This window comes from Mycobacterium kansasii ATCC 12478, assembly GCF_000157895.3.
GTDB classification, from domain to species: Bacteria; Actinomycetota; Actinomycetes; order Mycobacteriales; family Mycobacteriaceae; genus Mycobacterium; species Mycobacterium kansasii.
Map to the genome: position 1 here is coordinate 1,974,798 of NC_022663.1, position 24,870 is coordinate 1,999,667.

At 66.1% G+C, this 24,870-nt stretch carries 25 protein-coding genes and 1 tRNA gene; 8 read left to right on the top strand and 18 right to left on the bottom strand.

Translation table 11 applies throughout. From position 1 onward, the window contains the following. Positions 1-57: 57 nt before the first annotated feature. Positions 58-1,146, top strand: coding sequence for a glycosyltransferase family 4 protein (locus MKAN_RS08335; RefSeq protein ID WP_080674212.1), 1,089 nt, complete (start codon positions 58-60; stop codon positions 1,144-1,146). Here MKAN_RS08335 and MKAN_RS08340 read toward each other — a convergent pair. Continuing rightward, complete coding sequence (locus tag MKAN_RS08340; RefSeq protein WP_023367181.1) at positions 1,082-2,149, bottom strand: polysaccharide deacetylase family protein; 1,068 nt, start codon at positions 2,147-2,149, stop codon at positions 1,082-1,084. The two genes, MKAN_RS08335 and MKAN_RS08340, sit on opposite strands and share 65 nt — an antisense overlap. A 562-nt stretch (positions 2,150-2,711) precedes the next feature. Here MKAN_RS08340 and MKAN_RS08345 point away from each other — a divergent pair. Continuing rightward, positions 2,712-3,566, top strand: a complete 855-nt coding sequence (locus tag MKAN_RS08345; RefSeq protein ID WP_080674213.1) for an FkbM family methyltransferase — start codon at positions 2,712-2,714, stop codon at positions 3,564-3,566. A gap of 129 nt (positions 3,567-3,695) precedes the next feature. Then, positions 3,696-4,442 (top strand): class I SAM-dependent methyltransferase, encoded by a 747-nt coding sequence (locus tag MKAN_RS08350; protein WP_023367185.1) that lies wholly within the window; start codon positions 3,696-3,698, stop codon positions 4,440-4,442. Positions 4,443-4,499: 57 nt separating this feature from the next. Here MKAN_RS08350 and MKAN_RS08355 read toward each other — a convergent pair whose 3' ends face one another. The 5 genes from MKAN_RS08355 to MKAN_RS08375 form a co-directional block, all read right to left on the bottom strand. Beyond that, positions 4,500-5,162 (bottom strand): class I SAM-dependent methyltransferase, encoded by a 663-nt coding sequence (locus MKAN_RS08355; RefSeq protein ID WP_023367187.1) that lies wholly within the window; start codon positions 5,160-5,162, stop codon positions 4,500-4,502. Positions 5,163-5,338: 176 nt separating this feature from the next. After that, positions 5,339-6,088, bottom strand: a complete 750-nt coding sequence (locus MKAN_RS08360) for a class I SAM-dependent methyltransferase (RefSeq protein ID WP_036393842.1) — start codon at positions 6,086-6,088, stop codon at positions 5,339-5,341. A 75-nt stretch (positions 6,089-6,163) separates the two neighbouring features. Continuing rightward, the gene (locus MKAN_RS08365) at positions 6,164-7,285 is read right to left on the bottom strand and encodes a glycosyltransferase family 4 protein (protein WP_023367191.1); all 1,122 of its coding nucleotides are present in this window, start codon (positions 7,283-7,285) and stop codon (positions 6,164-6,166) included. Continuing rightward, positions 7,282-8,754 carry an O-antigen ligase family protein gene (locus MKAN_RS08370; protein WP_023367193.1) on the bottom strand — a complete coding sequence of 491 codons (1,473 nt, stop codon included), beginning with the start codon at positions 8,752-8,754 and terminating at the stop codon, positions 7,282-7,284. The genes MKAN_RS08365 and MKAN_RS08370 overlap by 4 nt, the downstream gene beginning before the upstream one ends. Next, positions 8,751-10,145 carry a tyrosine-protein kinase domain-containing protein gene (locus tag MKAN_RS08375; protein WP_023367196.1) on the bottom strand — a complete coding sequence of 465 codons (1,395 nt, stop codon included), beginning with the start codon at positions 10,143-10,145 and terminating at the stop codon, positions 8,751-8,753. Before MKAN_RS08375 ends, MKAN_RS08370 begins: the two co-directional genes overlap by 4 nt. A gap of 365 nt (positions 10,146-10,510) precedes the next feature. Between MKAN_RS08375 and MKAN_RS08380 the strand changes: the two genes are divergently transcribed. Beyond that, on the top strand, positions 10,511-11,305 hold the full coding sequence (locus tag MKAN_RS08380) for an FkbM family methyltransferase (protein ID WP_036393567.1): 795 nt from the start codon (positions 10,511-10,513) through the stop codon (positions 11,303-11,305). A 33-nt stretch (positions 11,306-11,338) separates the two neighbouring features. On the opposite strand, the gene MKAN_RS08385 is transcribed toward MKAN_RS08380, so the two are convergent. The 7 genes from MKAN_RS08385 to MKAN_RS08425 all read right to left on the bottom strand — a co-directional run bounded on the left by MKAN_RS08385 (position 11,339) and on the right by MKAN_RS08425 (position 17,791). After that, complete coding sequence (locus MKAN_RS08385; RefSeq protein WP_023367200.1) at positions 11,339-11,593, bottom strand: hypothetical protein; 255 nt, start codon at positions 11,591-11,593, stop codon at positions 11,339-11,341. Beyond that, positions 11,590-12,243 carry a RelA/SpoT domain-containing protein gene (locus MKAN_RS08390; protein WP_023367202.1) on the bottom strand — a complete coding sequence of 218 codons (654 nt, stop codon included), beginning with the start codon at positions 12,241-12,243 and terminating at the stop codon, positions 11,590-11,592. Before MKAN_RS08390 ends, MKAN_RS08385 begins: the two co-directional genes overlap by 4 nt. 1,132 nt (positions 12,244-13,375) lie before the next feature. Continuing rightward, positions 13,376-13,448 (bottom strand) — tRNA-Ala (locus MKAN_RS08405). 51 nt (positions 13,449-13,499) lie between these two features. Continuing rightward, a complete protein-coding gene (gene sepX / locus MKAN_RS08410; protein ID WP_036393847.1) occupies positions 13,500-14,645 on the bottom strand; it encodes a divisome protein SepX/GlpR in 1,146 nt (381 codons plus the stop codon). A 187-nt stretch (positions 14,646-14,832) separates the two neighbouring features. After that, positions 14,833-15,486, bottom strand: a complete 654-nt coding sequence (locus tag MKAN_RS08415) for a GNAT family N-acetyltransferase (RefSeq protein ID WP_080674044.1) — start codon at positions 15,484-15,486, stop codon at positions 14,833-14,835. Positions 15,487-15,507: 21 nt separating this feature from the next. Beyond that, entirely contained in the window at positions 15,508-16,797 is a 1,290-nt protein-coding gene (gene glp, locus MKAN_RS08420; RefSeq protein WP_023367211.1) for a molybdotransferase-like divisome protein Glp, read from the bottom strand. A gap of 85 nt (positions 16,798-16,882) precedes the next feature. Then, entirely contained in the window at positions 16,883-17,791 is a 909-nt protein-coding gene (locus MKAN_RS08425) for a UTP--glucose-1-phosphate uridylyltransferase (protein WP_023367213.1), read from the bottom strand. Between the two features lie 77 nt (positions 17,792-17,868). Here MKAN_RS08425 and MKAN_RS08430 point away from each other — a divergent pair, with 77 nt between their 5' ends. The 4 genes from MKAN_RS08430 to mscL all read left to right on the top strand — a co-directional run bounded on the left by MKAN_RS08430 (position 17,869) and on the right by mscL (position 20,185). Next, positions 17,869-18,465 carry a 5-formyltetrahydrofolate cyclo-ligase gene (locus MKAN_RS08430; RefSeq protein ID WP_036393849.1) on the top strand — a complete coding sequence of 199 codons (597 nt, stop codon included), beginning with the start codon at positions 17,869-17,871 and terminating at the stop codon, positions 18,463-18,465. Positions 18,466-18,534: 69 nt separating this feature from the next. After that, on the top strand, positions 18,535-18,846 hold the full coding sequence (locus tag MKAN_RS08435; protein ID WP_023367217.1) for an FmdB family zinc ribbon protein: 312 nt from the start codon (positions 18,535-18,537) through the stop codon (positions 18,844-18,846). 65 nt (positions 18,847-18,911) lie between these two features. Further along, positions 18,912-19,577, top strand: coding sequence for an SAF domain-containing protein (locus MKAN_RS08440; protein ID WP_036393851.1), 666 nt, complete (start codon positions 18,912-18,914; stop codon positions 19,575-19,577). A gap of 149 nt (positions 19,578-19,726) precedes the next feature. Further along, positions 19,727-20,185, top strand: coding sequence for a large-conductance mechanosensitive channel protein MscL (gene mscL / locus MKAN_RS08445; RefSeq protein WP_023367221.1), 459 nt, complete (start codon positions 19,727-19,729; stop codon positions 20,183-20,185). Between the two features lie 22 nt (positions 20,186-20,207). Here mscL and MKAN_RS08450 read toward each other — a convergent pair whose 3' ends face one another. From MKAN_RS08450 to rpmF, 5 genes are all read right to left on the bottom strand, one after another. Then, complete coding sequence (locus tag MKAN_RS08450; RefSeq protein WP_023367223.1) at positions 20,208-20,753, bottom strand: MogA/MoaB family molybdenum cofactor biosynthesis protein; 546 nt, start codon at positions 20,751-20,753, stop codon at positions 20,208-20,210. After that, a complete protein-coding gene (locus tag MKAN_RS08455) occupies positions 20,753-22,192 on the bottom strand; it encodes a S1C family serine protease (protein ID WP_023367225.1) in 1,440 nt (479 codons plus the stop codon). The genes MKAN_RS08450 and MKAN_RS08455 overlap by 1 nt, the downstream gene beginning before the upstream one ends. 96 nt (positions 22,193-22,288) lie before the next feature. Then, a complete protein-coding gene (locus tag MKAN_RS08460; RefSeq protein WP_023367227.1) occupies positions 22,289-23,836 on the bottom strand; it encodes a HAMP domain-containing sensor histidine kinase in 1,548 nt (515 codons plus the stop codon). After that, complete coding sequence (gene mprA / locus MKAN_RS08465) at positions 23,836-24,522, bottom strand: two-component system response regulator MprA (RefSeq protein WP_036393573.1); 687 nt, start codon at positions 24,520-24,522, stop codon at positions 23,836-23,838. The genes MKAN_RS08460 and mprA overlap by 1 nt, the downstream gene beginning before the upstream one ends. A 113-nt stretch (positions 24,523-24,635) precedes the next feature. Further along, positions 24,636-24,809, bottom strand: coding sequence for a 50S ribosomal protein L32 (rpmF, locus tag MKAN_RS08470; protein WP_023367231.1), 174 nt, complete (start codon positions 24,807-24,809; stop codon positions 24,636-24,638). Between the last annotated feature and the right edge of the window lie 61 nt (positions 24,810-24,870).

Genomic DNA, 24,870 nt, shown 5'->3' on the forward strand with positions numbered 1-24,870 from the left:
CCGATCCGGGTGCTTACGGTCGGGACCGCGCCAACCGGACCCAACAGCCGCGGCGGCATGGCGGCGGTAATGCAGTTGCTGATCGAGGACAACGACCCGCGGTTCCACGTCCGCTCGGTGGCCACCTACGTCGATGACTCCCTGCCCGCTTGGCTATGGACGGGGATCTCGGGCATGCTCAGGGCTTCGGCGCTGCTGTTGGCCGGGGTGGTCGACGTACTGCACGTGCACTTTTCGTTGCGCGGCAGCGTGGTCCGCAAATCCGTACCGCTATTCGTAGCGCGAATACGGGGCATCCCGACGATTATCCATTGTCACAGTTCTCACTTTTTCACCTGGTTCGATGGGTTGCCGACACTGCTGCGCCGAGCCGTACGCGCGGCACTGCGCGCCGACTACGTGGTTCTGCTCGGTGAATCTCATATGGTGGCGTCCTCGGCGAGACTCGGATTCGAGGTGTCCAAAGCCCGACTCCTCTACAACCCCGTGGTCATGCCGCGCGCCGCGCCGTCGCCGCGGACCCGCCGACCATTGTCGGTGGCGTCTCTGGGCAGACTGGGTGCCAACAAGGGAAGCTATGACCTCGTCCGGGCAATCGGCTTGCTGCCCAACGACATTCGTGCCAACCTGCGGGTCACGCTGGCCGGTGACGGCGAGGTGGAGCAGGTACGTGAGTTCGTCCGCGCCAATGCACTCGACGACACCATCGACGTCGCCGGGTGGGTCGGCCCAGCGGACAGGGACCGGCTGTTGGCCGAATCGGTGATCTTCGTGTTGCCCAGCTACAGCGAGGGTCTTCCGATGGCGTTGCTGGAGGCGATGGCCAACGGGGTGGTACCGGTGACCACTCCGGTGGGCGCGATACCGGAAGTGGTGACCGACGGGGTGAATGGCGTGCTCGTCAAGCCCGGCAACCCCGGACAGCTGGCGGCGGCCCTGCAAAACCTCTTAGTCGATGCCGAGTTGCGCGATCGGCTGGCCGCGGCCGCCTATGCGCGCGCCGGCAAGTTCGACGTCGCGCGCTGGCGGGACGCATTGCACGACGTGTGGCTCGCTGCCGCATCGCGGCGCCGCAAGGGTTTCAGCCTGCGGCGGCCATCCCGCGGCTACCGCCATAGCGACGCGGCAGCCCGCCGGAGACCATGAGCCGGAAGTAGTCGAACGACGAATCGCTGCCGACCGCCAACCGTGGCAATTCCAGTGGGTCGCAGCGACGATGAGCGAATCCCGCCGTGGTCGTCAACGCCCAACGCACGCCACGACCGCGCAGGACGTCCTTGGCGCGCGCGTCGAAATCCCGCAGCCGACCATTGGGGTACGCGAAAATTGTTGGTGCCCAACCAGTCTCGCGCTCAATCGCCGCACAGGAATTCGCGATCTCCTGCTCGACCTTGTCATCGCTGCAGCGGGCGAGGATCGGGTGGGTCACCGTGTGCGGATGCAACGTCACCAGGCCATCGCTCGCAATGTCACGGGCTTCGTCCCAGGAGAGCATCCGGAACGGACCGCCGTCGCTGCCATCGCGGTAGCCCAGCACCCGGAGCATCTCGTCCAGCACGGCGATCCGTTGCGCGTCGGCCAAGTGTTTCATCCGTTCAACCGCGGCCGCGTAGACTGCGCCGCGGTTGACTGCACCGTCGAGCGATCGAGTGCCCAGTCCCAGCACGGCCAGATCGATCTGGCTTGCATTGGTGCGAGCGATCGCCAGCCAAAGCCGGTCGGGCCAGAGGGCTTCGTCGCTGCCAATCACGCCCGTCGCCAGGAATACCGCCGCGGGTAGCTTCAGATCACGCAGCACCGGGATCGCGTGCGTGGCGAGGTTGCGGGTGCCGTCGTCGAACGTTATCGCCATCGCGCGCGGCGGCAATGTCCCCGCCGCAAGTCGATCGAGGGCCTCTTGGAGCGGAAGGACGTTGAAGTGCTTGCGGATGTACTCAAGTTGACGTCGGTACAGCACCGAGCCGAGCACATGCCAGCATGCCGGCGACAGCGGTTCGCTTTCCACACCATGGAACATCACGATGGCGAGCAGGTTGCGGTGTCGCCGCCGGGCGAGCGTCGGAACACCCGCGGCACACAACAATCCGGCTGCGAAGTTCTTGAGGGTCGCGCGGGTCGCGTGCGGCGCGAGACCCTTGATTCCTGCCATCACCCATCGAACTCTAACGACCGCTCACTAGGTCTGGCTGCAACGCGTTGCCGGATTGTTGCCCAGGTGCCACGGTGTTTGGTGGGTCCCGGTCGAAAACGCGCCGGGATGGTCCGGTGTCACTTGCATTTGCTGCAATGGCCGTCTTCCCCAAAGGGCGCCCGATATTGTGTGTCGGTGCTTGCCTTCGACGCGGTGGTCGACGCGGACGTCTTTAGCTGCCCGTACCGGGCCGCCCCGGTTCACTGTGCGGATGGCCGGTGGTGACGCGTCGACGGGGCCGGAGCAGTGGACTCTTCCGACGGTGTCAAGGGTGCCGGCGTTCGTCGATTTCAAGCACAATGTGCTCGACGGCCGAGATGCGTCATTGTGTTGCCGAGACTGAAACGCGGGATCCACGGCTCCGTCACGGCGTGGAATCTGCTGTCTTACCCGGCGCACCACAGCAACCGGCGGTGATGGATTGAATAACACTGTGCCGGACATACTTTCCCCGTCGCGGCTCACCCACATAGTGGACGTCGGAGCCAGCCGGCGGTGCGGCGACTGGCCGTACGCGTCGATGCTCGGCGCCGGCCTGTGTTTTGTGACAGGGTTCGAGCCGGGTCGGGAGGCGCTGCTCGAGTTGCAAACCAAAAGCGGCCCCAACGAGCGCTACCTTCCGTTTGCGCTGGGCGACGGCAGCTCGCAGACACTGAAGGTCTGTCCGGCACCCGGGGCGATGACCAGCCTGCTCGAACCCGATGCGCTGACGCAGGGACTGTTCAGTCTCTTCGATCGGTTCGGCCGGGTCATCGAGCGCGTCCCACTCGACACCCAGCGCCTCGACGACATCCGCGAAATCGAGCATCTCGATTTGCTGAAAATTGACATCCAGGGAGGTGAGCTGACCGTATTTCAAAATGGGCGCAGCAAGCTCGCCGAAGCGGTGGCAATTCAGACCGAGGTGTCGTTTATTACGGTGTATCAAGACCAGCCCCCATTCGGGGAGGTCGATTTGGAGCTGCGCCGTCAGGGTTTTGTTCCGCACTGCATCCCCGGCGACGTGAAGAAATGGGTGATCGGGGACTTCGCGGTCGGTGATCCCTTCCGGCCGCTGAATCAGATCTTGGAGACCGATATCGTCTATGTGCGCGACTTCGTCCACCCGGACGGGATGACCGACGAGCAGCTGAAGCAGCTGGCGATGATCGCGCATTACTGCTACGGGTCGTTCGACCTCGCGTTGCGGTGTGTGCGGTTGTTGGAGGACAGGCACGCGGTAGACGCGGGGAGTTCACGCCGGTATCTGCAGCTTTGCAAGAGGACCGTTGGTTACAAACGAGCGATCTGGTGGGCGCAATACGGTGCGGCGCGGCTGAAGTATCGATTGAGGACACGGGCCAATCCGGTCGCCTCCGCCGACGGCCCCACCTGAAGTGGCCCGGTCAACGTGTGACACCGGCGGCCGGCAGAGGGCGTATCACGATCAGCCGGTTTACAACGGCGGCTACGGTTCGGGTCACGGACGGGAAGCCGGTCATCGACGAAACGTGCGGAGGACCAAGTGAGTACTCGGACGGAGTTGAAGACCGTCGACACCTACAACGAGGAAGTGACGCTCGTTTCGTCGATCATCAAAGGGCTTGGCGGCCCACTGGAAATCCTCGAAGCCGGTTGCGGGCTCGACTGGCCGCTCGATCTCGAAGGCGTCGACTATCGGCTGACCGGTATCGACCTCGATGCTGATGCGCTCCAAAGCCGTATCGACAAGATGGGAGACCTGGACGAGGCGATCATCGGCGACCTGACGCTGCCGGCGACCATTCCGGCCGGCCGCTACGACGTCATCTACAACTCATTCGTTCTCGAGCACATACCTGAGGCCGAGAGCGCGCTGGTGAACATGCTCAACGGGCTCAAGCCGAATGGACTGCTGGTGCTGCGGATCCCGGACCGGGACTCGGTATACGGCTGGACCGCCAGGCGCATGCCCTTCCGGGTTCACATCGCTTATTACCGGTACTTCGTTCGGTACCCGGGTGCTGGAAAGCCCGGCCACTCGCCGTTTCCCACCTACTATGCGCCCCTCATTTCCCGTGACGGGATACGCGACTTCTGCAGCAGAAACGGATGCTCAATCTTGGAAGAGCGCGGCCACACCTACTATGTACGCGGCACCGGTGCCCGGGTCCGGGCGATTCGGGCATACGCGAAAGCCTTGTCGGCCTTGTCGTTTGGTGCTCTAGCCTGGCGGCACAACAATCTCACCTACGTCATACGCAAGTCGCAGCCAGCCACGGCCGAGGGTTGAACAAGCCTCGCGGGGTTCCTGCCGTCGGCGCCGCAGGAATCCCGGCGACCGAAAGACCTACGCCGGTCCGGTTTGAATGGCGACCAACGACTTGATCAATCCGGCAAATCGTTCGTACCAGATGGTCGATGACGGGAAGTATCGACGCATCTGCGAAATACCAATCAAATCAATCTCGTCGACTTGTTCCTGCGCCTCTGCACGAGTGTGGGTCCGAATGTGGCCGCGGTTCCAGTGCAACGATATCTGCACGCGCGCCTCGTAGGGCAACCATTGCATACCGGGAAAAAGCCAGTGCGGTTCGATCGGAAAATAGCGATATGGCGTCTGTACCCAATGGCGGTCGGCCAGCGAGCGGACGTTGTCAGCCATTCGTTGGCGCCGCACGTGGCCGCCCACATGCTCGAGCAGCGAATTGGAGTACACCAGATCGAAGTGGTCGCTCGCGACCGAGCCGGGCAGGTCGCACGCGTCTGCCTGGATCGCGACAACGCCGTCGACCGGCGACTCCTGCGGCAGCAGGTTTACCACGGTGACCGATTTCGGCAGCACCGGCGCCAATCGCCACGACTCGGGTGTTCCGCCGAGGTCCAGCACTCGCATTTCCCGGAGCGACGGGAAGGTCTCGATGAGGTGCCGCCACCGTCGTGCCCGAGCACGACCGGACAACGATCGCCTGGAATTGACGCCCGTAGCGGCATCCCGCAACCAGGTTGACATCCGCCCCGACTCTTTGAGGTCGCCCGTCCGTGAATCTGCATTGCGGCGTTCGAAACAGCTGCAGCCGGCAAGTGCCGCGTAGCGAGAGTAATCGGTCGAGCCGGCGGCCGCAAGAGGGTGATTTATTCGGACCGAAAACAAGGCTGAACAATTCCGGCCGGATCGACTTATGGCGATCAGACAGCGAAGACGGCATAAATGCTGACGGTGGTAAATCGATCGAGCCGCCGGAACCGCTTGCGAGCTTTCTCGAGTACCGGCAGCAACCGCTTGTCGCCGCAGTTGTAGGCGAGGCGAATGATCCGCAGCCCGCTGTCGTCGAACGCGGCCCGGAACTGGTCGGGGGTATTGCCGTTGAGGCCGATGTCCAAGAGCGAGCCCACCGGATGTCCGTTGTGCCGGGCCGCGGCCGCATACACCACGCGCTTGGGCAAAACCGCATGCGCCCACGGCACTTTCAGCCCGGTGCGACCATGGTCGCCGTAGGGGCTGTAATACAGCGGGCTGAAACCTGCGTAGAGGATTCCCTGTGGCCGGGCCAGTTGCTTGTCGAGCGCCTTCAGCAACGACGCGACGTCCGGGGCATGCTCGAAGGTGTCCTTGGAAACGATCACATCGAACGGTTCGGCTACCGGCAGGGACATCGCATCGGCCGCTCGAAATGTCACGCGGTCGAGCAACTGCGGAAATTCCTGCGCCACCTTGCGGTTGGCGAATGCGATGAGGTTCTCGTCCAGATCGACGCCCAGCACACTGGCCCCCGCTTGAGCCATTTCGATGGACAGCGCTCCGAGGCCACAGCCGACATCGAGCACGCGTTTGCCGGTCCAGTCCGGGGCCGCGACTCCCAGCCGGCGCCAATACTCTTTGTTGGACTCCGTCTGCAATTCGAAGAACTGCTCGGCGGACTCTTCGCTTTGCGTCAACGCGGCGCTTCCCGTCTGTGCGAAGGTGTGGCAACTGAATTTAGCCGGTTCACCGATACGGTCGACACGAACCACCTACCGCGAAAGCGCTGCCGGCGTGCTCGCCAGGCGGGTCCACAGCTGCGTCAGCTGTTGATACCAGCGGTCGAGTCCGAAGTCGCTCGCCCGCTCGCGTGCGGCGCTGCCCAGGTGCGCCCGCAACTGTTCGTCGGTCACCAGTGCGCTCAGCGCCTCGGCAATCTCACCGGGGCAGCCGGGGCCGACGATCAGACCGTCGACGCGATCACTGACCACCTCCCCCATACTGCCCACCATCGTGGTCACCGGCGCCAGCCCGTACGCCATCGCCTCCAGCAGCGCCACCGGCAGACCTTCGTTGTAGCTGGGCAACACGAAAATATGTGCGCTACTGAGTAATTCGTCGCGTGCCGCGGAGTCCAGCCAGCCCGCCACGCGGATCGTCGCACCCATTCCGGCGCTGCTGACCGCCGCGCGCACCTCGTGGACCTCGCCGTCGCCGGCCAGCGTCACCCGCAGCCGGCGGCGAACCGTTGCGTCGAGCGAGGCGACGGCGGCGATCACGTCGTAGCTGCCCTTGCGTGCCCCCAGCCGACCCAACGACACCGCATGGACCGGCTCCGCGCCGAATTGCGTCACCGGTGTGTCGGGAATCCGGACTGCGTTGTGTAACAGACCGATTCGACTGTCGGCCAGCCGCAGCCGGCTGGCGTACTCCGCGACGTGACGCTCGCCCAGCACCAGCCAGCAATCGGCGGCCAGCATGCGCCGTACCGCTGCCCGGACCAGCGGCGGCAGTCGATCGAACCAGCCGCCGAAGTCGTAGCTGTGGGCGTGCACCACGGTAGGTATGCCGGTCAGCCGCGCCGCCCACAGCGGCAATGCCTTGCGGATCACGCTGCCGCCATGCGCCAGGTGAACGTGCAGAACATCAGTGTGCCCGCGCAGCACCAGCCAGGTGGCGCGCACCATTCCTTGGACACCGACCCACAGCCGCCGCCACCGGGGTTCGTCGACGAACGTCGGCACCACCGTGATGCGGATTCGCTCGTCGGGATGTGCCGCCATGAGCGCGATCACCGCAGCCATGCCGCCCCGGCTGTCCGCCGCGATCGGTGCCGGACCCACCACCAGCACCCGCAGCGGGTCCGGCACCGAAATCTCTTCCGCCCAATTCACCCGTGTTCACCGGTGCGAGCCGGCGCCCGGTTGGCGGCCGTCTCGTCCGCAACCGGGCCCGTGGGCCGCGCACCGGCGTACGCCATCGTCGCGCCCAGGGCCAGACCAAGCGAAACCGCGTCCGTCGGCATCTCCGGCAACGGCCACACGGTGGACATCGCGAGCAGGCCGGCGCTGACCGCCGCACTGACCTTCGCCGGCGCCGAGGCCCGGCGTAGCGCCCGGACCAACGGCGTCAGTGCGAACACGGCAAACGCCGCCATGCCCACCACCCCGGCTTTGGCGAGCCACCACAGGTAGAACAGGTGGGAGTAGGTCGGATAGAACTTCATGGTGAACTCGTTCGGGTCACTCCCGTAGGGCAGCTGGTAGGCGTAACCCAGACCGTGGCCGAACACCGGCGCCTGGGCGATTGCGCGGTCGAGGTTGTCCACTTCTCGCAGCCTGTCCAGCGTCGATGGGTCCACCGCGAGCGCACCCGTCGAAACGCCGCCGAGCACCCGGCGATTGAATGCGCTGAACTGCTCGGCGACCCACGCCCCGGTCGACGAACCCTTCAGCAGAAACAGCGACCACGCCAGCGTCACCGCTATGACGACCGCGCCGATCGCGGTGAGGGTGACCGATCGGCGCAGGGTCGACCAGCTGAAGCCGGCAAGTACGGCGACGACGGCGGCCACCGCGAAAGAGATCAACGGGTTTCGGCTGAATGACAGCAGCGTAATGATCAACGCAGGAGGACCCAGCGCCAGATACATTGCGGGCCTGACTCCCCCGACGATCGCGGCGGCGATCAGGGCGGTCAGCACGGCGGTGGCCGGTGTCTGGGCCGACAGGATGATCCGGAGGGCCTCGCCGGCGCCGGTGCCCTGCAGGGTCTCTGCCCGGCCGGCGAGCCGGACGGCATGAAACGAACCCACGATCGCCATGGCCGCCGAAAACCACAGAATCACGACCATCGCGTGGATCGAACCTTTGACGTAATTGCCCTTCACGATCAGCAACGCGAGGATGAACCCGGCGACCATCTCGAGCAGCGTCGTCGATTCACGGATCACCACCCAGGCGGCGTGTCCCGTGGCCAATCCGGCGACGGTGGAAAACAGCACCATCAACGCGAACAGCCCCGGCACCGCGAAGTCGGAGAACCGCGGTTTCACGACGGGGGTCAGGTAAAAAATCGCCAGCACCAGCGCCGCCTGGTAGGCGTAGATCACCGCCGGGCCGACGACCTTGCCGACGTGCAAGTCGGCCGGCAGTGCCGCAAACGCCCAGAAAAGCGCGACCCAGACCATCGCTTCGGGCTTTGCCCAGTACACGACCAGGCTGAATATCGCGGCGATGAGCATCAGTCCCTGGCCGGTCTGGCGTACCGCGAACACACCGACCAGAAAGCACCCGAACAGAAAAACGGCCAGCACTACTCCGGCCGTCACCAGGCGATGGCGATCCCTTACGTAGAGAATCACGGCGTCCCGCTGACCTTGGCCCGGTATATCCGAGCCGCGGCTCTGGTGTGCCGGGGCACTCGGGCGTCGGTCAGCACGGTGCCGGCGATCTGCGCGCCGGCAGCGCGCAGCGCGGTCAGTGCGTCGTTGAGTTCATCGACGGTGGTGCGTCCCGCCCGTACCACCAGCACCGTGGCTTGAACGGCGCCCGCCAGTAGACCGGTGTCGGCTGTAGCCAGCACCGGCGGCCCGTCGACCAACATTCGGTCGAAACGCGACGACAAGTCCGCCAGCACGGTGTCGATCACTTCCGGTAGATAGGCGCTGCAGGGCGAGGTCTCGCGGCGGACGAATCGGGACGCGAGGATGAACAGCTTCGAAATCGGCGTCCGCTTCACGGTTTCGGCGGCAATAGCGGGGTTGGCCAGCGCATTGGCCAGTCCCTCCCCCGATTCGACTCGCAGCAGACCGGCGATCACCGGCCGGCGGGTATCGCCTTCGACCAGCAGCACGTCTTCGCCGAGTTCGGCAAGCGCCAGCGACAAGTTCAGCGCTGTCGTCGTGGTTCCTTCACCGCCGAACGGCGCCGCCACCAGCACCCGGCGGGCCTCGGGTCCGATGGCCCTGAGCAGTCGGGTGCGCAAGCCGCGCACCGCGTCGTCGGCCGTGACGTCGGTGCCGAATCGCGGTGTGCTGCCGTGCTTTCCGGGTAGCTCGGCCAAAGTCGGCAGACCGGAAAGTTGTTCCAGCTTCCCGCGGCTGCGGACGGTGCGATCGCTGGCCTCCCGGGTCAGTGCCACCGCGATGCCGAGCAGCACCCCGGCGGTGAGTCCCATCGCCATGTTGCGCAACGGCATCGGCCTGCTCGGACGACTGGGTATCTCGGGCTGCTTGACGACGATCGCTGTGGCGGTCGGAATCGGCTTGGGCGGCTGCGGCGCGTCCCTGCCCAGCGGAGAGCCCTGCGGACGCGCGTTGACGTCGAGTGTCGGGACCAGCGTGGCAAACGAATCGGCCATCGCTCCCGCAAGCAGCGCAGCACGCTTGGGATCGGTATCGGTGACGGTGATCGTGAACAGCATCGATTTCGGGGTGTATTTCACCTGGGTATTGCTCACCAGGGCGTCGCCGCTGATCGGGAGTTGCAGCCGACTCACGGCGCGCTCTGCTACGGCACGCCCACCGGCAATCTCGGCGTACGACGACAACCGGTCTTGTGCGGCCTGCCCGCCCCAGTACACCTCGGTGACGTCGGTCGCACCGGCAATCGAGATGAGAACGGTGGCTGACGATTGGTACGCCTTGTTTTGGAAGATCGTGACGGCCGCCGCGCCGGCCAGACAGGCCAGCAGCGCGGCCGCGACGAGTTTCCAGCGGGTGAGGAGGGTCTGAACGAAGGTGCGGAAATCCATCCACTGCCCTTTCTTGACCCGACGTCACACGAATAGGGCCGATACTGTCTACTGCGCACCCGCCGCGCTGACCGCGAGCACATTATGCAGCATCACCGTGCAACGTAGCGTCAAGATCGCTGCGTAAGGCCGAACAATGGCGAATTTTGCTGACTCGCGGTATGCCGCGCCGGCCCCTGCTACCTGACAGTGGCGGGCGGATCGCGCGGCAGGTATCAGTGGTTCGCCCGCCTCGAAGAGCAGGTCGGGAGTGCGTAGGATCCACGCCGCAGCGTATGTTCACGCCCAGCAACGACGTAGCCGTAGCGGATGGCCGTGGATTCCCAGCCGGTGATCGCGGGGAAACACTGCCGGAGAAAGGGCAAATGTCCGTAGCACACTCGGTCAAACGCCGGCTGGCCCCGGCAGCAAAAGCTGTCGCGCCACGCTTGTTCTGGCGGCGGAAATACCGCTTACTACAACGCCTCGGCAAATCCAGCCCGGACGCGCGGCTGGCAGCGTCGTTATGCGATCCGAACCGCATTTCGCTGGACATCGGAGCCGACGTCGGAGAGGTCGCGATCGCGATGCTGCCGGTGTCGCGGTCGGTCATAGCGTTCGAACCCCGGCCCGCCCAGGCTCGCGATCTGGCGGCCATGTTCGCAGCGGTCGGCGCCGCGGTGCGGGTCGAAGCTGTGGCGCTGTCGGACAGGCCCGGCGTGATGGCCATGCGAGTGGTCGAATCCGAACCGGGCCGAAGCACCATCGACACCGACAACGTGCTCAGCGACGTGGATGGCGGCGACGTCCACAGCATCGACGTGCCGGTCAAACGCCTCGACGATCTGCAGTTGGACGACGTCGGCCTGATCAAGATCGATGTCGAGGGCCACGAACTGGCCGTGGTGCGCGGCGCCGCGGAAACGCTCCGGCGCAACCGGCCGGTGATTCTGGTGGAAGCCGAGGAACGCCATCGCCCCGGCGCCGTCGCCGACATCACCGCGTTGTTGACCGGATTCGGCTATGCGGGCTACTTCGAATTCGATGGCGCCCGGCGGGCGGTCGAGGAGTTCGACCCGGCGCAGCATCAGAACCCGGCACACATCGGCGGCCCGGACGACCCGTGGGCGGTCCGCGGCGTCTACGTCAACAATTTTGTCTTTGTGCCTGCGGCGGGGTGAGGGGGCGGGCTTGCAGATGCACGGGACCGGCGTTTAGATGCCAGCAAAATACTTTGAGACCGCAACGGTGCCATCGAAGTAGTTGGCGTGCGTGACCTTTACCGTTTCCAGTGAATCGGAACCGATCAGCACGATCTCAATCGCGTCCGACTTGCCCATGTGCTCTCGCTCTAAGCGGGCGTATTCCGCCATCGCACTCTTCGCGTCGGTGCCGAAGTTCTTCAGGTCCACCAGCTCGGCCCGGCTGTGGTCGAAGACGAGCAAGAAGTGATTCAGCGATGCAGTCATCGTCGTACTCCTTGCAGGTAAGGCTGGGCGGCTGCCCTCAGTGTATCTACACGCCGCAACAGCTCCGGCGCTACCGGCTCACCGTATTCTTCCAGCGCCATCGCTTCTGACACCGCTACGAACCAGTCATGCACCGGCCGCGGCCCGCCACCGGCCTTGATGTCGAGCCCGAAGCGCGACGTAACGCTCTCCACCGTATAGGCCCATTCGTGTTGCACCTGCGTTCGCAGCTGAACCTCGATCAGGCGACCGTGGTAGCGGACGATCACATGTACGGCGCGATAGCCGTCCGACTTTGGCTGCTCAACGTAATCCCTGGTTCTGACGGTAACGGCGGCGCCGGCGTAGCGGGACTGTACGCGCCGCACCTCGTCGACGTCGCGCAAAACGGCTCGACAGCCACCGATGTCTGCCATCCGCCCGAGGTTCATGCCCGGTTCGCGACGCAGTTTGTCGATGATCGTCGGAATGCGTTCTAGCCGCTGTGATACCTCGATCTGCGAGCAGCCCATCGTGGCTACCCGCGAACGCAGGCCCATGGTCGCGGCCTGAAGGGGACGGGCATGCGCAGCGCGCCACGCTTCAAGCGTGTCGAGGGCTTGAAAAATTTCCTCGATGCCGTGCTCGTTGGGTCCGATGGTGGTGCTCACGTTTGGGGTCACTGCGAGCGCACGGAGTACGTCGCCTGCTCGGTTCACCGCGGAGACACTGGGTACGGCAGCAGCCACGTCATGCAAAGTACCGCCCAGGTGATCAAGCCAGCGGGGAACTTGCCATGGATGCAGATCACTCAGATCAAGGATGTTCCCGAATCCAGCCCGAGTGGGAGCGAAAACTGGGCAACCGCTTATTCCTCTTTGCCCGTCAGTGGAGAAAATAAAGTCTTGGCTACCTACGACGGCTTCGATCGACACACGGTTGTGCGGCGCACGGATTAGGCCTCCGCAGTCGTCATAGCGGTAATAGCGATAGGACGTTGCCGACGAAGCCGACGACTAGGCCGCGCTTGCCGTCGAAATGGAGCGCAAACCCTCCGTCGCCGTTCTTCGCTGGATCGCTCACAACTATGAGCCTATTCCGAGCAGTCGATCCGTTCCCCGCTTCTGGTGGAAGCAGTTCAGCGGAACAGCCGGCCGCCTCCGCCTCGGCGAATTCGTCGACGACGCCGGTATCGGAGTTGTTGCGGTGCTCTACTTTGGCCAGCGGTACGTCCGTCTAGTCGGGTAGCGAGGCAGGACATCGACCACGTGGGGTCCTTCGACACGTTGCGGCGGCGCGTGAACGTGTGGCGACCGGTCACCGAGTCGGGCACCCCGGTGTGGAGCACACCGAAGACGTGGGAACGTCGCTCAGTGCCATTTCCAGCCACGCTGGCCGACGAGCTGCCGGGCTGATGGTCGGCAAGGGCCGCAACGATCTGGTGTTTGCCGACACGCCCGGCGGGGTGCTGCGTAACTCCAAATGGCGCCCGGGTGTTCACCGGGGTGGTGACCAAGTGCCAGAAAGCCGACGAGAGCTTTCCGTCAATCACTCCGCACGACGCCCGAACACCGCCGCGAGCCTGGCGGTGACGGCGGGGGGCCAACGTCAAGGCGTTGCAGCGCATGCTCGGATACGCCAAGGCGTCGATGACCCTCGACGTGTCAGCAGACTCGTTCGACTACAACCTCGCCGCCGTCGCGGTGAATTGGGACGTGGCGATGCGATCTGCTGCGTACTGGCGAAAACCGGATTGCGCCCTGGCTAACGAGAATTGTTCTGATCAGCTGCGCTTTTGCAGAGTGGAGCTAAGGGGATTCGAACCCCTGACCTACTCGATGCGAACGAGTCGCGCTACCAACTGCGCCATAGCCCCTGATCGCTAGCAGGCTACCAGCCGCGGCAGTCGATGGCCGAACTGCCGGCCCTACTGACCGACGGCGCGCGGCAGATCGCGTGACCACCCGTAGTGCCGCATCGGCACCGCGTTGTCGAGGTGCTCGAAGATCGGGTCCTCGTCGTCGATTTCCAGGACCACGGCGCCGGGACGCCGCAGCCGGGACGGCACCACGTCGTAGTCGCGGTCATGTGCGTTCTCCACGCCGACCCGCGCCCGCGCCATCCGGTGCATCCGGCGACGACGCACCTTCTCCTCGATCCGGGTCTGCCGGCGAAGATAGGCCAGGTAGAGCACCGTGACCGCGGTGGCGGTACCGCACAACCACCAGGCCAGCGGCGTCACCTCGAAGGCCGCAACCGCCGACCCCACCAGGACCAGCGCCATCGCCATCAGCATGCGCTTGCGAAATGCGTACTTGCGCGCACTCACCGCGGCGGCGGTCTTGGTGTCGAATCGGCGCCGCCGCGAGGCGCCCGGGATGAAACTTGCCGGCGCGTCATGGTCGTCCTGCGGATCCTCCGGCGGTTCCAAACCGGACGAGTCCTCGACGTATTCATACTCGTCATCGGCACGCTCGGCACGTTCCCGGTCGCCGGCTCGCACGGCGAACAGTTCTGCGGTGTCGAGTTCGGACTCGTCGGCGGTGTCGTCGTCGACGGCGGGTTCGTCCACAGCGGATCGGCCATCGACTGACAGCGGCGTGGGCTCGGCCATTTGGGCGCTGTCCCCGACCGGAAGCGCCCCCGCGGTCTCCTCGACCACCTCGACGTCCAGGTAGTCCGGCCTGTCGACCTCGGTTCCGCGAGCCGCACGCGCGTCGCCAGCCTTCAAGACGACCGCCCCCGGGCGACTGACGTCGTCGGCAACCTCGGCGTCCCTCGCCACGTCATGGACCGGAGCGGTGTCCTGCTCCGCGTCGTCTTCGGCCTGGCCGACGGGCTCGTGACCCCAGTCGTCCTCGGGCTTCCAGTGGGGGTCGCTGCGATGACCGGCAGCCGGACCCGTGCGCTTGAGCAGCCGCGCGCTGGCGCCGCCGTTGAGCACCCGGGTCGCCAAGGCGACGTCGCTGGTGCGCCGCACCGCGTCGCGTTTGCTGATGAGCATGGGTACCAGCACGAACAGCCAGAGCACCACGAGCGATATCCACAAGAGCGACTGCGGGATGCTTGGCATGGTGACCTGCTCCTTTCTCCACGCGGCAGATCGTTGGCCGACGCGGCCGGTCATGCGCCTTAGGCAATTACACACCTGTAATTTGCCTCTCACAAGCACCACTGGTCACACGTGTCGCGTCAGCCACACTTTTCCCGACCGACGGCAGCTGGCCCGGGCCTTGCTGACCGCACCCCGCGGCGCCGGGTCAGGGCAAACCGGCCCGCCCCGCGCGGATCAGCCTCGACACCACCGACCCGTCGACCTCCTCGATGGTGATCGCCACCAGCAGGTGGTCGCGCCACGCCGAGTCGACCTCGAGGTAACGGCGCAACAACCCCTCTTCGCGAAAGCCGACCTTTGCCAAAACGGCACGGCTCGCGGCATTCTCCGGACGGACGGTGGCCTCCACCCGATGCAGTCCCACCCGGCCAAAGCAGTGGTCGAGGCCCAGCGCCAAGGCTCCGGTGGCCACCCCACCACCGGTATGCGTGCTCGGTACCCAGTAGCCGATCCACGCCGATCGCAGCGCTCCGTGAGTGACGTTGCCAATGGTCAATTGACCGCAGAACTTCCCGTCGAGCTCGATGACGTAGGGCAGCATGCGGCCCCTGCGCGCCTCAGAACGCAGACCCGAACAGACCGCCGGCCACGCGGCAACCGAATGCCGAAGCGCCCAGTCACCTTCCGCGCTGGGCTCCCACGGCTCCAGGTGTGCACGATCGGCCTGCCGCACCCGGCTCCACTGCGCGCCGTCGCGCATCCGGACCGGTCGCAACCGGATCACTCCGGCCCTGACCCGCAGCGGCCCGACGTTCATCGGCCACCCGGGATGCCGGTAACTCGAGCGCAACAGGTTCACAAGAAGGTGCCGCGGTTGCGCCTAGCCGTGCTGAGCCAGGAAGGCGACGTCGACGATCTCGCCGGTGCGGATCTGCTCTGCTCCGGTGGGAACCACAACCAGACAGTTGGCCTCGGCCAAGGTGGCCAGCAGGTGCGACGATCCGCCCGCCGCCCCGCCCAGCGCCTGCACCAGGTACTCGCCACTGTCCTGATCGCGCATCAGCTGACCGCGCAGGTAACCCTTGCGCCCGGCCACCGAGGTAATCGGCGACAAGGTGCGGGCCTGCACGATCCGGCGCATCGGCTGTCGCTTGCCCAGCGACAGCCGGATCAGCGGCCGGACCATCACCTCGAAAACCACCAGCGCGCTGACCGGATTGGCCGGCAGCAGAAACGTCGGAACCCGATCCCGCCCCAGCTGCCCGAACCCCTGGACAGATCCGGGATGCATCGCGACGCGGACGACCTCCATCTCGCCGAGTTCGGACAGCACCGCGCGCACCGCTTCGGCGGCCGCGCCGCCGACCCCGCCGGCGATCACCACCAGCTCCGCGCGGTTGAGCTGACCCTCGACGATCTCGCCGAGTTCCTTGGGGTTGTTGCTGACGATACCGACCCGGTTCACCTCGGCCCCGGCATCCCGGCCGGCGGCGGCCAGGGCGTAGGAGTTGACGTCATACACCTGCCCGTTGCCCGGGGTCCGACAGATGTCGACCAGCTCGCCACCGACGGCCATGACCGACAGCCGCGGACGCGGGTGCACCAGAACCCGTTCCCGGCCCACGGCGGCCAGCAGCCCCACCTGCGCAGGGCCGATGATGGTGCCGGCGCGCACCGCGACGTCACCGGGCTGCACATCGTCGCCGGCATGGCGCACATAGGCACCCGATGGCGCGCCGCGCAGCACCCGCACCCGCGACATCCCGCCATCGGTCCACCTCAGCGGCAGCACGGTATCGGCCAAGGTGGGCAGCGGGGCCCCGGTCTGCACCCGGGCCGCCTGCCGTGGCTGCAGCCTCGTCGGGGTGCGCGCACCGGCCTCGATGGTGCCCATGACCGGCAGGGTCACCACCTCGCGACCCTCGAGGCTCGCGTCGTCGGCAAAGAGCTCGGTGGCCCCCGGGCCAAGGTCTTGGCCGACTCCCATCACGTCGACGCTGCGCACCGCGTAGCCGTCGATCGCGGCCTGGTCGAAACCGGGCAGCGGGCGCTCGGTCACCACTTCTTCGGCGCACATCAAACCCTGCGCCTCGGCAATGGCGACTCGGATCGGTCTCGGGGCTACTGCGGCGGCCGATATCCGGGCCTGCTGCTCCTCCACAGAACGCACAGCGCGCCTTTCCGTCGAGCCAGGTGGGCGAGCTGGACCCGATCACCCGGGTCGGCCCGAGGGCGGGTCGCCCCACTCTGCCCGGCTACTGCTCGGTCAGACCCAATCGCGCCACCAACCATCGCCGCAACTCCGGGCCGTAATCGTCACGATCCAATGCAAAGTCAACCGCAGCCTTGAGGTAGCCGCCGGGATTTCCCAAGTCGTGTCGGGATCCCCGGTGCACGACGACGTGCACCGGATGGCCCTCGGCAATCAGCAGCGCAATGGCGTCGGTGAGCTGAACTTCCCCGCCCGTGCCGCGGTTGATGCGGCGCAACGCATCGAAGATCGCCCGGTCGAGCACATAGCGACCGGCTGCCGCGTACATCGACGGGGCGTCCTGCGCCTTGGGCTTCTCGACCATCCCCTTGACCCTCAGCACATCGGCCATCTCGGCATCCGGGGCCGGTTCGACGTCGAAGACCCCGTAGGCGCTGATCTCCTCGGGCGTCACCTCGATGGCGCACAACACCGTGCCGCCCAGCCGGGCCCGAACCTTCGACATGGTCTCCAGCACCCCGGTCGGCAGCACCAGGTCATCGGGCAGCAGCACCGCGACGGCGTCCTCGTCAGCCGCCAGCGCGGGCTCGACGCAGCCGATGGCGTGCCCGAGCCCCAGCGGCTCGGACTGCACCACGGACTCCACCTTGATCAGCTCCGGAGCGCGGCGCACCTTGGCCAGCATGGCCGTCTTGCCGCGGGCCTCGAGGGTTCCCTCGAGCACCAGATCCTCGACGAAATGGGCGACCACACTGTCCTTGCCCTCGGAGGTGACGATCACCAGGCGCTCGGCACCGGCGGCAGCCGCCTCGGCGGCCACCAGCTCGATGCCGGGCGTGTCGACCACCGGCAACAGCTCCTTGGGCACCGTCTTGGTCGCCGGCAGAAACCGCGTGCCCAGGCCGGCTGCCGGGACGATCGCCGTGAAAGGGACCGGAACATCTGATGACATCGTTCACACGATAACTCTCACCGGATTTGCCGGGTGGGTTCGGAGTGGCGAAATCCCCGCCTGTCATCGTTGTGGGCGTGACAAGCGCGGGCAAGGCGGCGTTGCGGCGACGGGTGCTGGCCGCGCGTCGCCTGGTTGCCGACGACGTCCGCGCCACCGAGGCTGGGCTGTTCACCCGGCACCTGGAGCCGTTAGTGAGCTGTCACACCACGGTCTGCGCCTATGTGCCGGTGGGCGGCGAGCCCGGGTCGATCGACATGCTCATGGCATTGCGGCGCTGCGCGGCACGGGTGCTGTTGCCGGTGGCCCGGGTCGCCGCGGACAAGGTTCCGTTGCCGCTGTTGTGGGGGGAGTACCGCCCCGGCGAGCTGGTGCGGGGCCGGTGGGGATTACTGGAGCCGCCCGAACCGTGGCTTCAGGAATCGGCTGTAGCCGAGGCCGACCTGGTACTCGTGCCGGCGCTGGCCGTCGACCGCCGGGGTGTGCGGCTGGGCAAGGGACTTGGTTTCTACGACCGCTCTCTGGCTGGGATGAACCCGCACACACGGCTGATTGCGCTGATCCGCGACGAGGAATTGGTCGACGACCTGCCGCAGGAAGCACACGACGTGCGAATGACACACGTCATCACACCCGCACGCGGATTGATCGCGCTCCCGTGTGGGAATGACTGATGTCACGTGGTGGTTCTAGCACTTGAGAAGGTAGAGTGCTAGCCCAAGCCGAATTATCCGGAGGTTCTTGTGCCGACTTACAGCTACGCGTGCACCGAGTGCGCCGACCGCTTCGACGTTGTGCAAGCCTTCACCGACGAAGCGCTGACCACTTGCGGGAAGTGCTCCGGTCGGCTGCGCAAGCTGTTCAACTCGGTTGGCGTCGTATTCAAGGGCAGCGGTTTTTACCGCACCGACAGCCGCGAGACCGACAAGAAGTCGAAGAGCTCGACCAACGGCTCGTCGTCGAGCGAGTCCACGTCGAGCGAGACCAAGTCGTCGAGCCCGGCAGAGAAGTCCACCAGCACCGCCGCGCCAGTTACCGCGGCCGCCGCGAGCTGATCGGTTATCCACAGGCCGCTTCCTGACCGGCATCGCCGGCGCTGCTTCGCGCATACGGTGTGCACGTGGCCGAACCATCGCTGAACGCATCCCTGTTCAGCCGCCTGACGATGCTGCTGCGTCCCGACTGGACCCGGACCGTTCTGGCCCGGCGCATCGCCGCCGGCGGGCTCGTCTTGTTGGCCGGCGTAGCAGCGCTGCGGTCGAATACCGACGCCGACGGTTCGAAGGTGGTGGTCGCCGCTCGAGATCTGCGCCCGGGCAGTGCCCTGACCTACAACGACATCCGGCTGGAAACGCGTTCGGCGGCAACGCTTCCCGATGGATCACAGACCGACCTGGGTGCAGTCGTCGGCTCGACGCTGGCGGGCCCGGCGCGACGCGGCGAGGTGCTCACCGATGTGCGGGTCCTGGGCAGCCGACTGGCCGAGTCGACGGCCGGTCCCGGCGCCCGCATCGTCCCGCTCCATCTGGCCGATAGCGCGCTGATCGACCTTGTCCGGGTCGGCGACGTGGTGGACGTAGTTGCCGCGCCGGCTACCGACTCACCGGCGGCTGCGTCGCCGGTGAGCAAGGTCGTGGCCACCGACGCCGTCGTCGTGCTGGTGTCGGCCAAACCGGAGCTTCAGTCACACGATGACCGCGTCGTGTTGGTCGTCCTGCCGGCACGCCTGGCGAATACGGTCGCAGGCGCGGTGCTTGGGCAGACGGTGACCCTGACCTTGCATTGAATCGGCCCAAACCAGGGTCCGGCCACGAATACTCACGTCACCCCTGGAGCCAACCCGCATCTGAGATACCGTCTGCCTTCGACGTGCCGAGACAACGGCCCGGCATGCAGGACAGGATCAGACGACATCGACTGTGAAAGGCGCTACCCATGCTCAAAGGGTTCAAGGAGTTTCTCGCGCGGGGCAACATCGTCGACCTGGCCGTCGCGGTGGTCATCGGCACCGCGTTCACGGCGTTGGTCACCAAATTCACCGACAGCATCATCACGCCGTTGATAACCCGGGTCGGTGTCAACCAGCAGACCAGCTTCGGCATCTTGCGGTTGGACATCGGCGGCGGTCAGGCCATCGACTTGAACATCCTCGTGTCGGCGGCCATCAACTTTGTGCTGATCGCCGCCGTGGTGTACTTCCTGATCGTGCTGCCGTACAACAGGCTGCGCAGAAAAGGCGAGGTCGAGCAGGCGGACGACGCGCAGGTGGTCCTGCTCACCGAGATCCGGGACTTGCTGGCCCAAACGAACGGCGAAAGCCCGTCGGGCAAGCATGGCGGCACTGCCGCGGCTGTGTCCCCACCGCCCAACCACGGGCCTCGCGCGGACACCTGATCCGCGGGTTTGCTTCCGAAACTCAGATTTCGAGACTCGACAACTGCCCGATGATCTGAGCGGCCAACGGATTCAGCGTCGCCATGCCGTCTCGCACGGCGTAGCGGGAACCGGCGAGATTGACCACCAGCGTGCTCCCCGATACTCCCGCCAAGCCGCGCGACAGGCCTGCGTCGATGATCCCTGCCGACAGCCCCGAAGCGCGGATGGCTTCGGCGATACCGAGGATTTCCCGGTCCAGGATGTCGCGGGTGGCCTCCGGTGTGACGTCGCGGGGCGTGACGCCGGTCCCACCGACCGACACCACCAGGTCCACGCCGCCGATCACCGCGGTGTTCAGCGCGTTGCGGATCTCGACTTCGTCGGCCGAGACCGCGACCACACCGTCGACAACGAACCCGGCCTCGGTGAGCAGCTCGGTGACCAACGGGCCGCTGTGGTCTTCGTCGCCGTGGGCTGTGCGATCGTCGACGACGACGACAAGCGCCCGGCCCACCACCAACTCCGCACCCTGTTCCATGGGTGCAACCGTATATCCGAGTTCTGACAACGGAGGACCCGCGTTCATCACTGCTCCGCCTTGCCTAGCGTTACCTGCACGGTGCGGCTGCCACCCGATGGGTCTTGGAAGGTCAGCACCACCTTGTCGCCCGGCGCCTTGGACCGCACCGCGGCGACCAGCGCGTCAGCGCTGTTGATGGGCCGCTCGTCCACCTTGGTGACGATGACCCCCTTGGGCACTCCGGCAGTGGCGGCGGCACCGCCTTGCACCACCTCGACCACCTTGGCGCCCGGAATGCCCTTGTCAGTGGTCACCTGAACGCCCAGCGAGGCATGTGTCGCCTTGCCGGTGCTGATCAGCTCGTCGGCAATCCGCTTGGCCTGGTCGACCGGGATGGCAAAACCCAGGCCGATCGATCCACTCTGGGCATCGCCGGAATCCGCGCCCAATGTGGCGATCGCCGAGTTGATGCCGACCAGCTGACCGTTCATGTTGACCAGCGCACCACCGGAGTTGCCGGGGTTGATGGCGGCATCGGTCTGGATAGCGTCCAAGACGGTGTTCTGGTTACCGGCCTCGCCGGTGGTCGACACCGGCCGGTTGAGGGCGCTGACGATTCCCGTGGTCACCGTGCCGGCCAGACCCAGCGGTGAACCGATCGCCAGGACCGGCTGACCGACCCGCAGATCCGACGATGATCCCAGCGATATGGGGGTGAGTCCGCTGACACCTTGGACCTTGATCACGGCGATGTCACTGGTCGGATCGGCCCCGACCACCGTGAACGGTGCCGTCCGGCCGTCGGAGAAGGTCACCGTGGTTTTGGGCGGCGGAGCACCGGCGGGCGGTTTCGCGGCGGCCGCGACGACGTGATTGTTGGTCAGGATCAGCCCGTCGCTGGACAGGATGACGCCCGAGCCCTCCTCCGATGCGCGCCCCAGATCGGTCTCCAGCATGACGACGCTGGGCACCACCTTGGCGGCCACCTGCTCGACCGAACCCGCCGGCATGTTTGCTGCCGGAATGCTGGGAGCGCCGCTGGCTACCACTCCGCCACCGTTGCTGCTCGCCGGTGAGCGGGTCAATTCCACGACCGATGCGGCCGCGCCACCGATACCGGCCGACACTACGGCGATGGTGAGTGCGCCGATCGCCAACATGCCTGCGCGGGGACGTCGCTGCTGAATCACCGTGGGAGGCGCTGACATCGGCGGAAGCATGCCGGTTATCGGGCCGGGGCCCGGGCCGCCACCGACAGGGCCTTGTCCGGTACCACCCGGGATGGGGCCCACCCCGGTACCGCCCGGCAGCGGGCGTGGGCCGGTACCCGCGAAGGGGTCATGGGGCCGACCGTACTGGGGCTGCGATCGCTGGTAGCGCCAGTCGAACTGTTGATTGTACGTTTGCGCAGACCCTTGCACATAAGCCGGCGGCACCGGTTGGTTCGACGCGGCACGATATTCCGGCTGCTGCGGCGGTGGCGAATACCTCGGGTGATTCGTCATGTCGCTAAGTTGCTCTTCCTCTACTAGGGCCTTAGTGAGCCCTGTGCTTGGCCATGCGCTGCGGGCATGGGCTTGTTGTCAACAGTAACTGCACCACTACCTTGCGCGCGCGGACTGAGAATCCACTGAGATAACGTTCGTCGAACTCCGTGAGTTCGTAGAGTCCCCGGCGCCCTCATCAGAATGGGCGGCCTCGGCCCTGGCGCCGGTATCGGCCGGGGTCGCCGGGTAGGTCGCACCCGGCATCGGGCGGCCCGGCAGCAGCACGGAAATCGATGTTCCCGGGGGCTGGCCACCCGGAACGGTGTCTTCAACCCGCAGCGATCCACCGTGGTTGAGCACCACCTGCTTGACGATTGCCAGGCCCAGGCCCGAACCCGGCATCGCCCGCGCCGACGCGGACCGGTAGAACCGCTCGAACACCAGACGCCGCTCCTGCGGGGGAATGCCGGGCCCGCGGTCCGAAACCACCAGCTCGGCATGTGACGGGTCGAGCTGTCTCAGCGTGACGCCCACATGGCCCCCGGGTGGACTCCACTTGGCCGCATTGTCCATGAGGTTGAGGGCCGCCCGCGACAACCCGGCGGCATCACCGTAGATCTGCCAGGGAATCACCTGAACATCGAAGTGAATGTCGTTGCGCCGCCGCCTCACCCGCTCCAGGCTGCGGTCGATGACGTCAGCCATGTCGACCGTCTCGTGCACCACTTCACCGGCGTCGCCGCGCGTCAGGTCCACCAAATCGCCTACCAGAGTGGACAATTCCTCGATCTGGGCCAGCACATCGGCACGCAGGCCGACCATCTCCTGCTCCGGCAGTCGCGGTGCTCCCGGCTCCATCGACGCCATCAGCAGTTCGACGTTGGTGCGGAGCGACGTCAACGGGGTGCGCAACTCGTGCCCGGCATCGGTGACCAACCTGGCCTGTCGTTCCCGGGATTCGGCCAGCGCCCGAAGCATCAGGTTGAACGCCTCGGTCAGCCTGGCCAATTCGTCGCTCCCGAATACCGGGATGGGTCGCAGGTCGTCGGTTCGCGCTACCCGCTCGGCCGCCTCGGTGAGGCGGCCCACCGGACGCAGCCCCGCCCGGGTGACCATCCCGCCGGCCACCGCAGCGACCGCCACACCGACACCGCCCACGATCAGCAGTACCGCGCGAAGTTTGGTCATGACCGCCTCGGTCGGCCTCAAACTCTTGGAGATCAGTAGGGAACTGCCACTGGGCAAGTGAATGGCAAGCACCCGCTGATCGGCCGCCGTCCGCCGCGACATGAACAACTCGCCGCGGATCACGGCTTTTTCCGGCGCTCCGACGGGCAGGTGCTGTCCGGGCTGGTTGGCGGTGTAGATCGAGTGGCCCGGGTTCACCAGCATTGCATTGACATCCGAATAGGCTGTGCCCTCAATGGCTTTGCCCGGGTCGGCGGCGAGCGACCCGCTGGCGATCAGCAACTGCGCGCGGCTCTGCAGCTGATTGTCGATGTCGTTGTAGAGGGCGGCCGAGATCACCGCGTACACCGCGAACGACATCAGAACGACGACCATCGCCACCATCGACATCGCCAGCAGCATGACCCGCCACCGCAGGGACAACGAACTGGTCGTTCGCAGCGGTACCCGTGCTCGGCGGCGGAACCCGAGCATCAGGGCGGCGTTTCGCGTAGCACGTAACCCACTCCCCGGACGGTGTGGATCAGCCGCGGCTCGCCATCGGCCTCGGTTTTGCGGCGCAGATACCCCACGTAGACCTCCAGCGCATTGCCGGACGTGGGAAAGTCGAAGCCCCACACCTCTTCGAGGATGCGGCTGCGGGTGAGCACGCGTCGCGGATTGGCGATCAGCATCTCCAGCAAGGCGAACTCGGTGCGGGTGAGGCTGATGCGGCGCTGCCCGCGGGTTACCTCACGGGTTACCGGGTCCAGGCTGAGATCGGAGAAGCGCATGGCCACCGACTCGGCGGTGTCGTCGGGCTTGGTGCGGCGCAGCAATGCCCGCATCCGCGCCAGCAATTCTTCGAGAGCGAACGGCTTCGGCAGGTAGTCGTCGGCCCCGGCGTCGAGGCCGGCCACCCGCTCCGAAACCGAGTCACGGGCGGTCAGCACCAGGATCGGCAGGTCATCGCCGGTGCTGCGGAGCTGGCGGCACACCTCCAAGCCGTCCAGCCGCGGCATCATGACATCCAGCACGAGTGCGTCGGGTCGATCGCTGGCGATCATGTCGAGAGCCTCGAGCCCGTCGTGGGCCAGTTCGACCGAGTAGCCGTTGAAGGAAAGCGACCGGCGCAGCGACTCGCGTACCGCACGATCGTCGTCGACGACAAGGATTCGCACGGACACTAGTTTCGTACGACCGCCTGAGACTGGCCTGAGAGGCGCGCCGTCGAGAAGACGGGCTCGACCGGCGGGCTCGTCACATGCGCCACAGTAGCCCCTCCCGGGAGCAGCTAGCGCCGGTCGAGGTCGACGAGGCCCAGGCGTGCCGCCTTGAGCAGCCTGCGGGGCACTTTGTGCTTCCGGCCGGCCACGGTGACACCGACCAGTTCGGTCGAGGTGGCCTTCCACTGCGAGCGCCGGCTTCGGGTATTCGCGCGCGACGTCCTGCGCTTGGGTACCGCCATGGTGGGGCCTTACTCCTCGATCGGGGTTGGGTCGGTGCATGTCGCGTTGCACAGCCGCGGA

Coding starts and splice junctions, on each gene's coding strand:
- MKAN_RS08460 (WP_023367227.1), bottom strand. CDS start 23,836: ATGCTCGGGTTCCGCCGCCGAGCACGGGTACCGCTGCGAACGACCAGT.
- MKAN_RS08455 (WP_023367225.1), bottom strand. CDS start 22,192: ATGACGAATCACCCGAGGTATTCGCCACCGCCGCAGCAGCCGGAATAT.
- MKAN_RS08340 (WP_023367181.1), bottom strand. CDS start 2,149: ATGGCAGGAATCAAGGGTCTCGCGCCGCACGCGACCCGCGCGACCCTC.
- sepX (WP_036393847.1), bottom strand. CDS start 14,645: ATGCCAAGCATCCCGCAGTCGCTCTTGTGGATATCGCTCGTGGTGCTC.
- MKAN_RS08335 (WP_080674212.1), top strand. CDS start 58: ATGGCGGCGGTAATGCAGTTGCTGATCGAGGACAACGACCCGCGGTTC.
- MKAN_RS08375 (WP_023367196.1), bottom strand. CDS start 10,145: ATGGATTTCCGCACCTTCGTTCAGACCCTCCTCACCCGCTGGAAACTC.
- rpmF (WP_023367231.1), bottom strand. CDS start 24,809: ATGGCGGTACCCAAGCGCAGGACGTCGCGCGCGAATACCCGAAGCCGG.
- MKAN_RS08385 (WP_023367200.1), bottom strand. CDS start 11,593: ATGACTGCATCGCTGAATCACTTCTTGCTCGTCTTCGACCACAGCCGG.
- MKAN_RS08380 (WP_036393567.1), top strand. CDS start 10,511: ATGTCCGTAGCACACTCGGTCAAACGCCGGCTGGCCCCGGCAGCAAAA.
- MKAN_RS08425 (WP_023367213.1), bottom strand. CDS start 17,791: ATGTCATCAGATGTTCCGGTCCCTTTCACGGCGATCGTCCCGGCAGCC.
- MKAN_RS08345 (WP_080674213.1), top strand. CDS start 2,712: ATGCTCGGCGCCGGCCTGTGTTTTGTGACAGGGTTCGAGCCGGGTCGG.
- MKAN_RS08355 (WP_023367187.1), bottom strand. CDS start 5,162: ATGTCAACCTGGTTGCGGGATGCCGCTACGGGCGTCAATTCCAGGCGA.
- MKAN_RS08450 (WP_023367223.1), bottom strand. CDS start 20,753: ATGAACGCGGGTCCTCCGTTGTCAGAACTCGGATATACGGTTGCACCC.
- mscL (WP_023367221.1), top strand. CDS start 19,727: ATGCTCAAAGGGTTCAAGGAGTTTCTCGCGCGGGGCAACATCGTCGAC.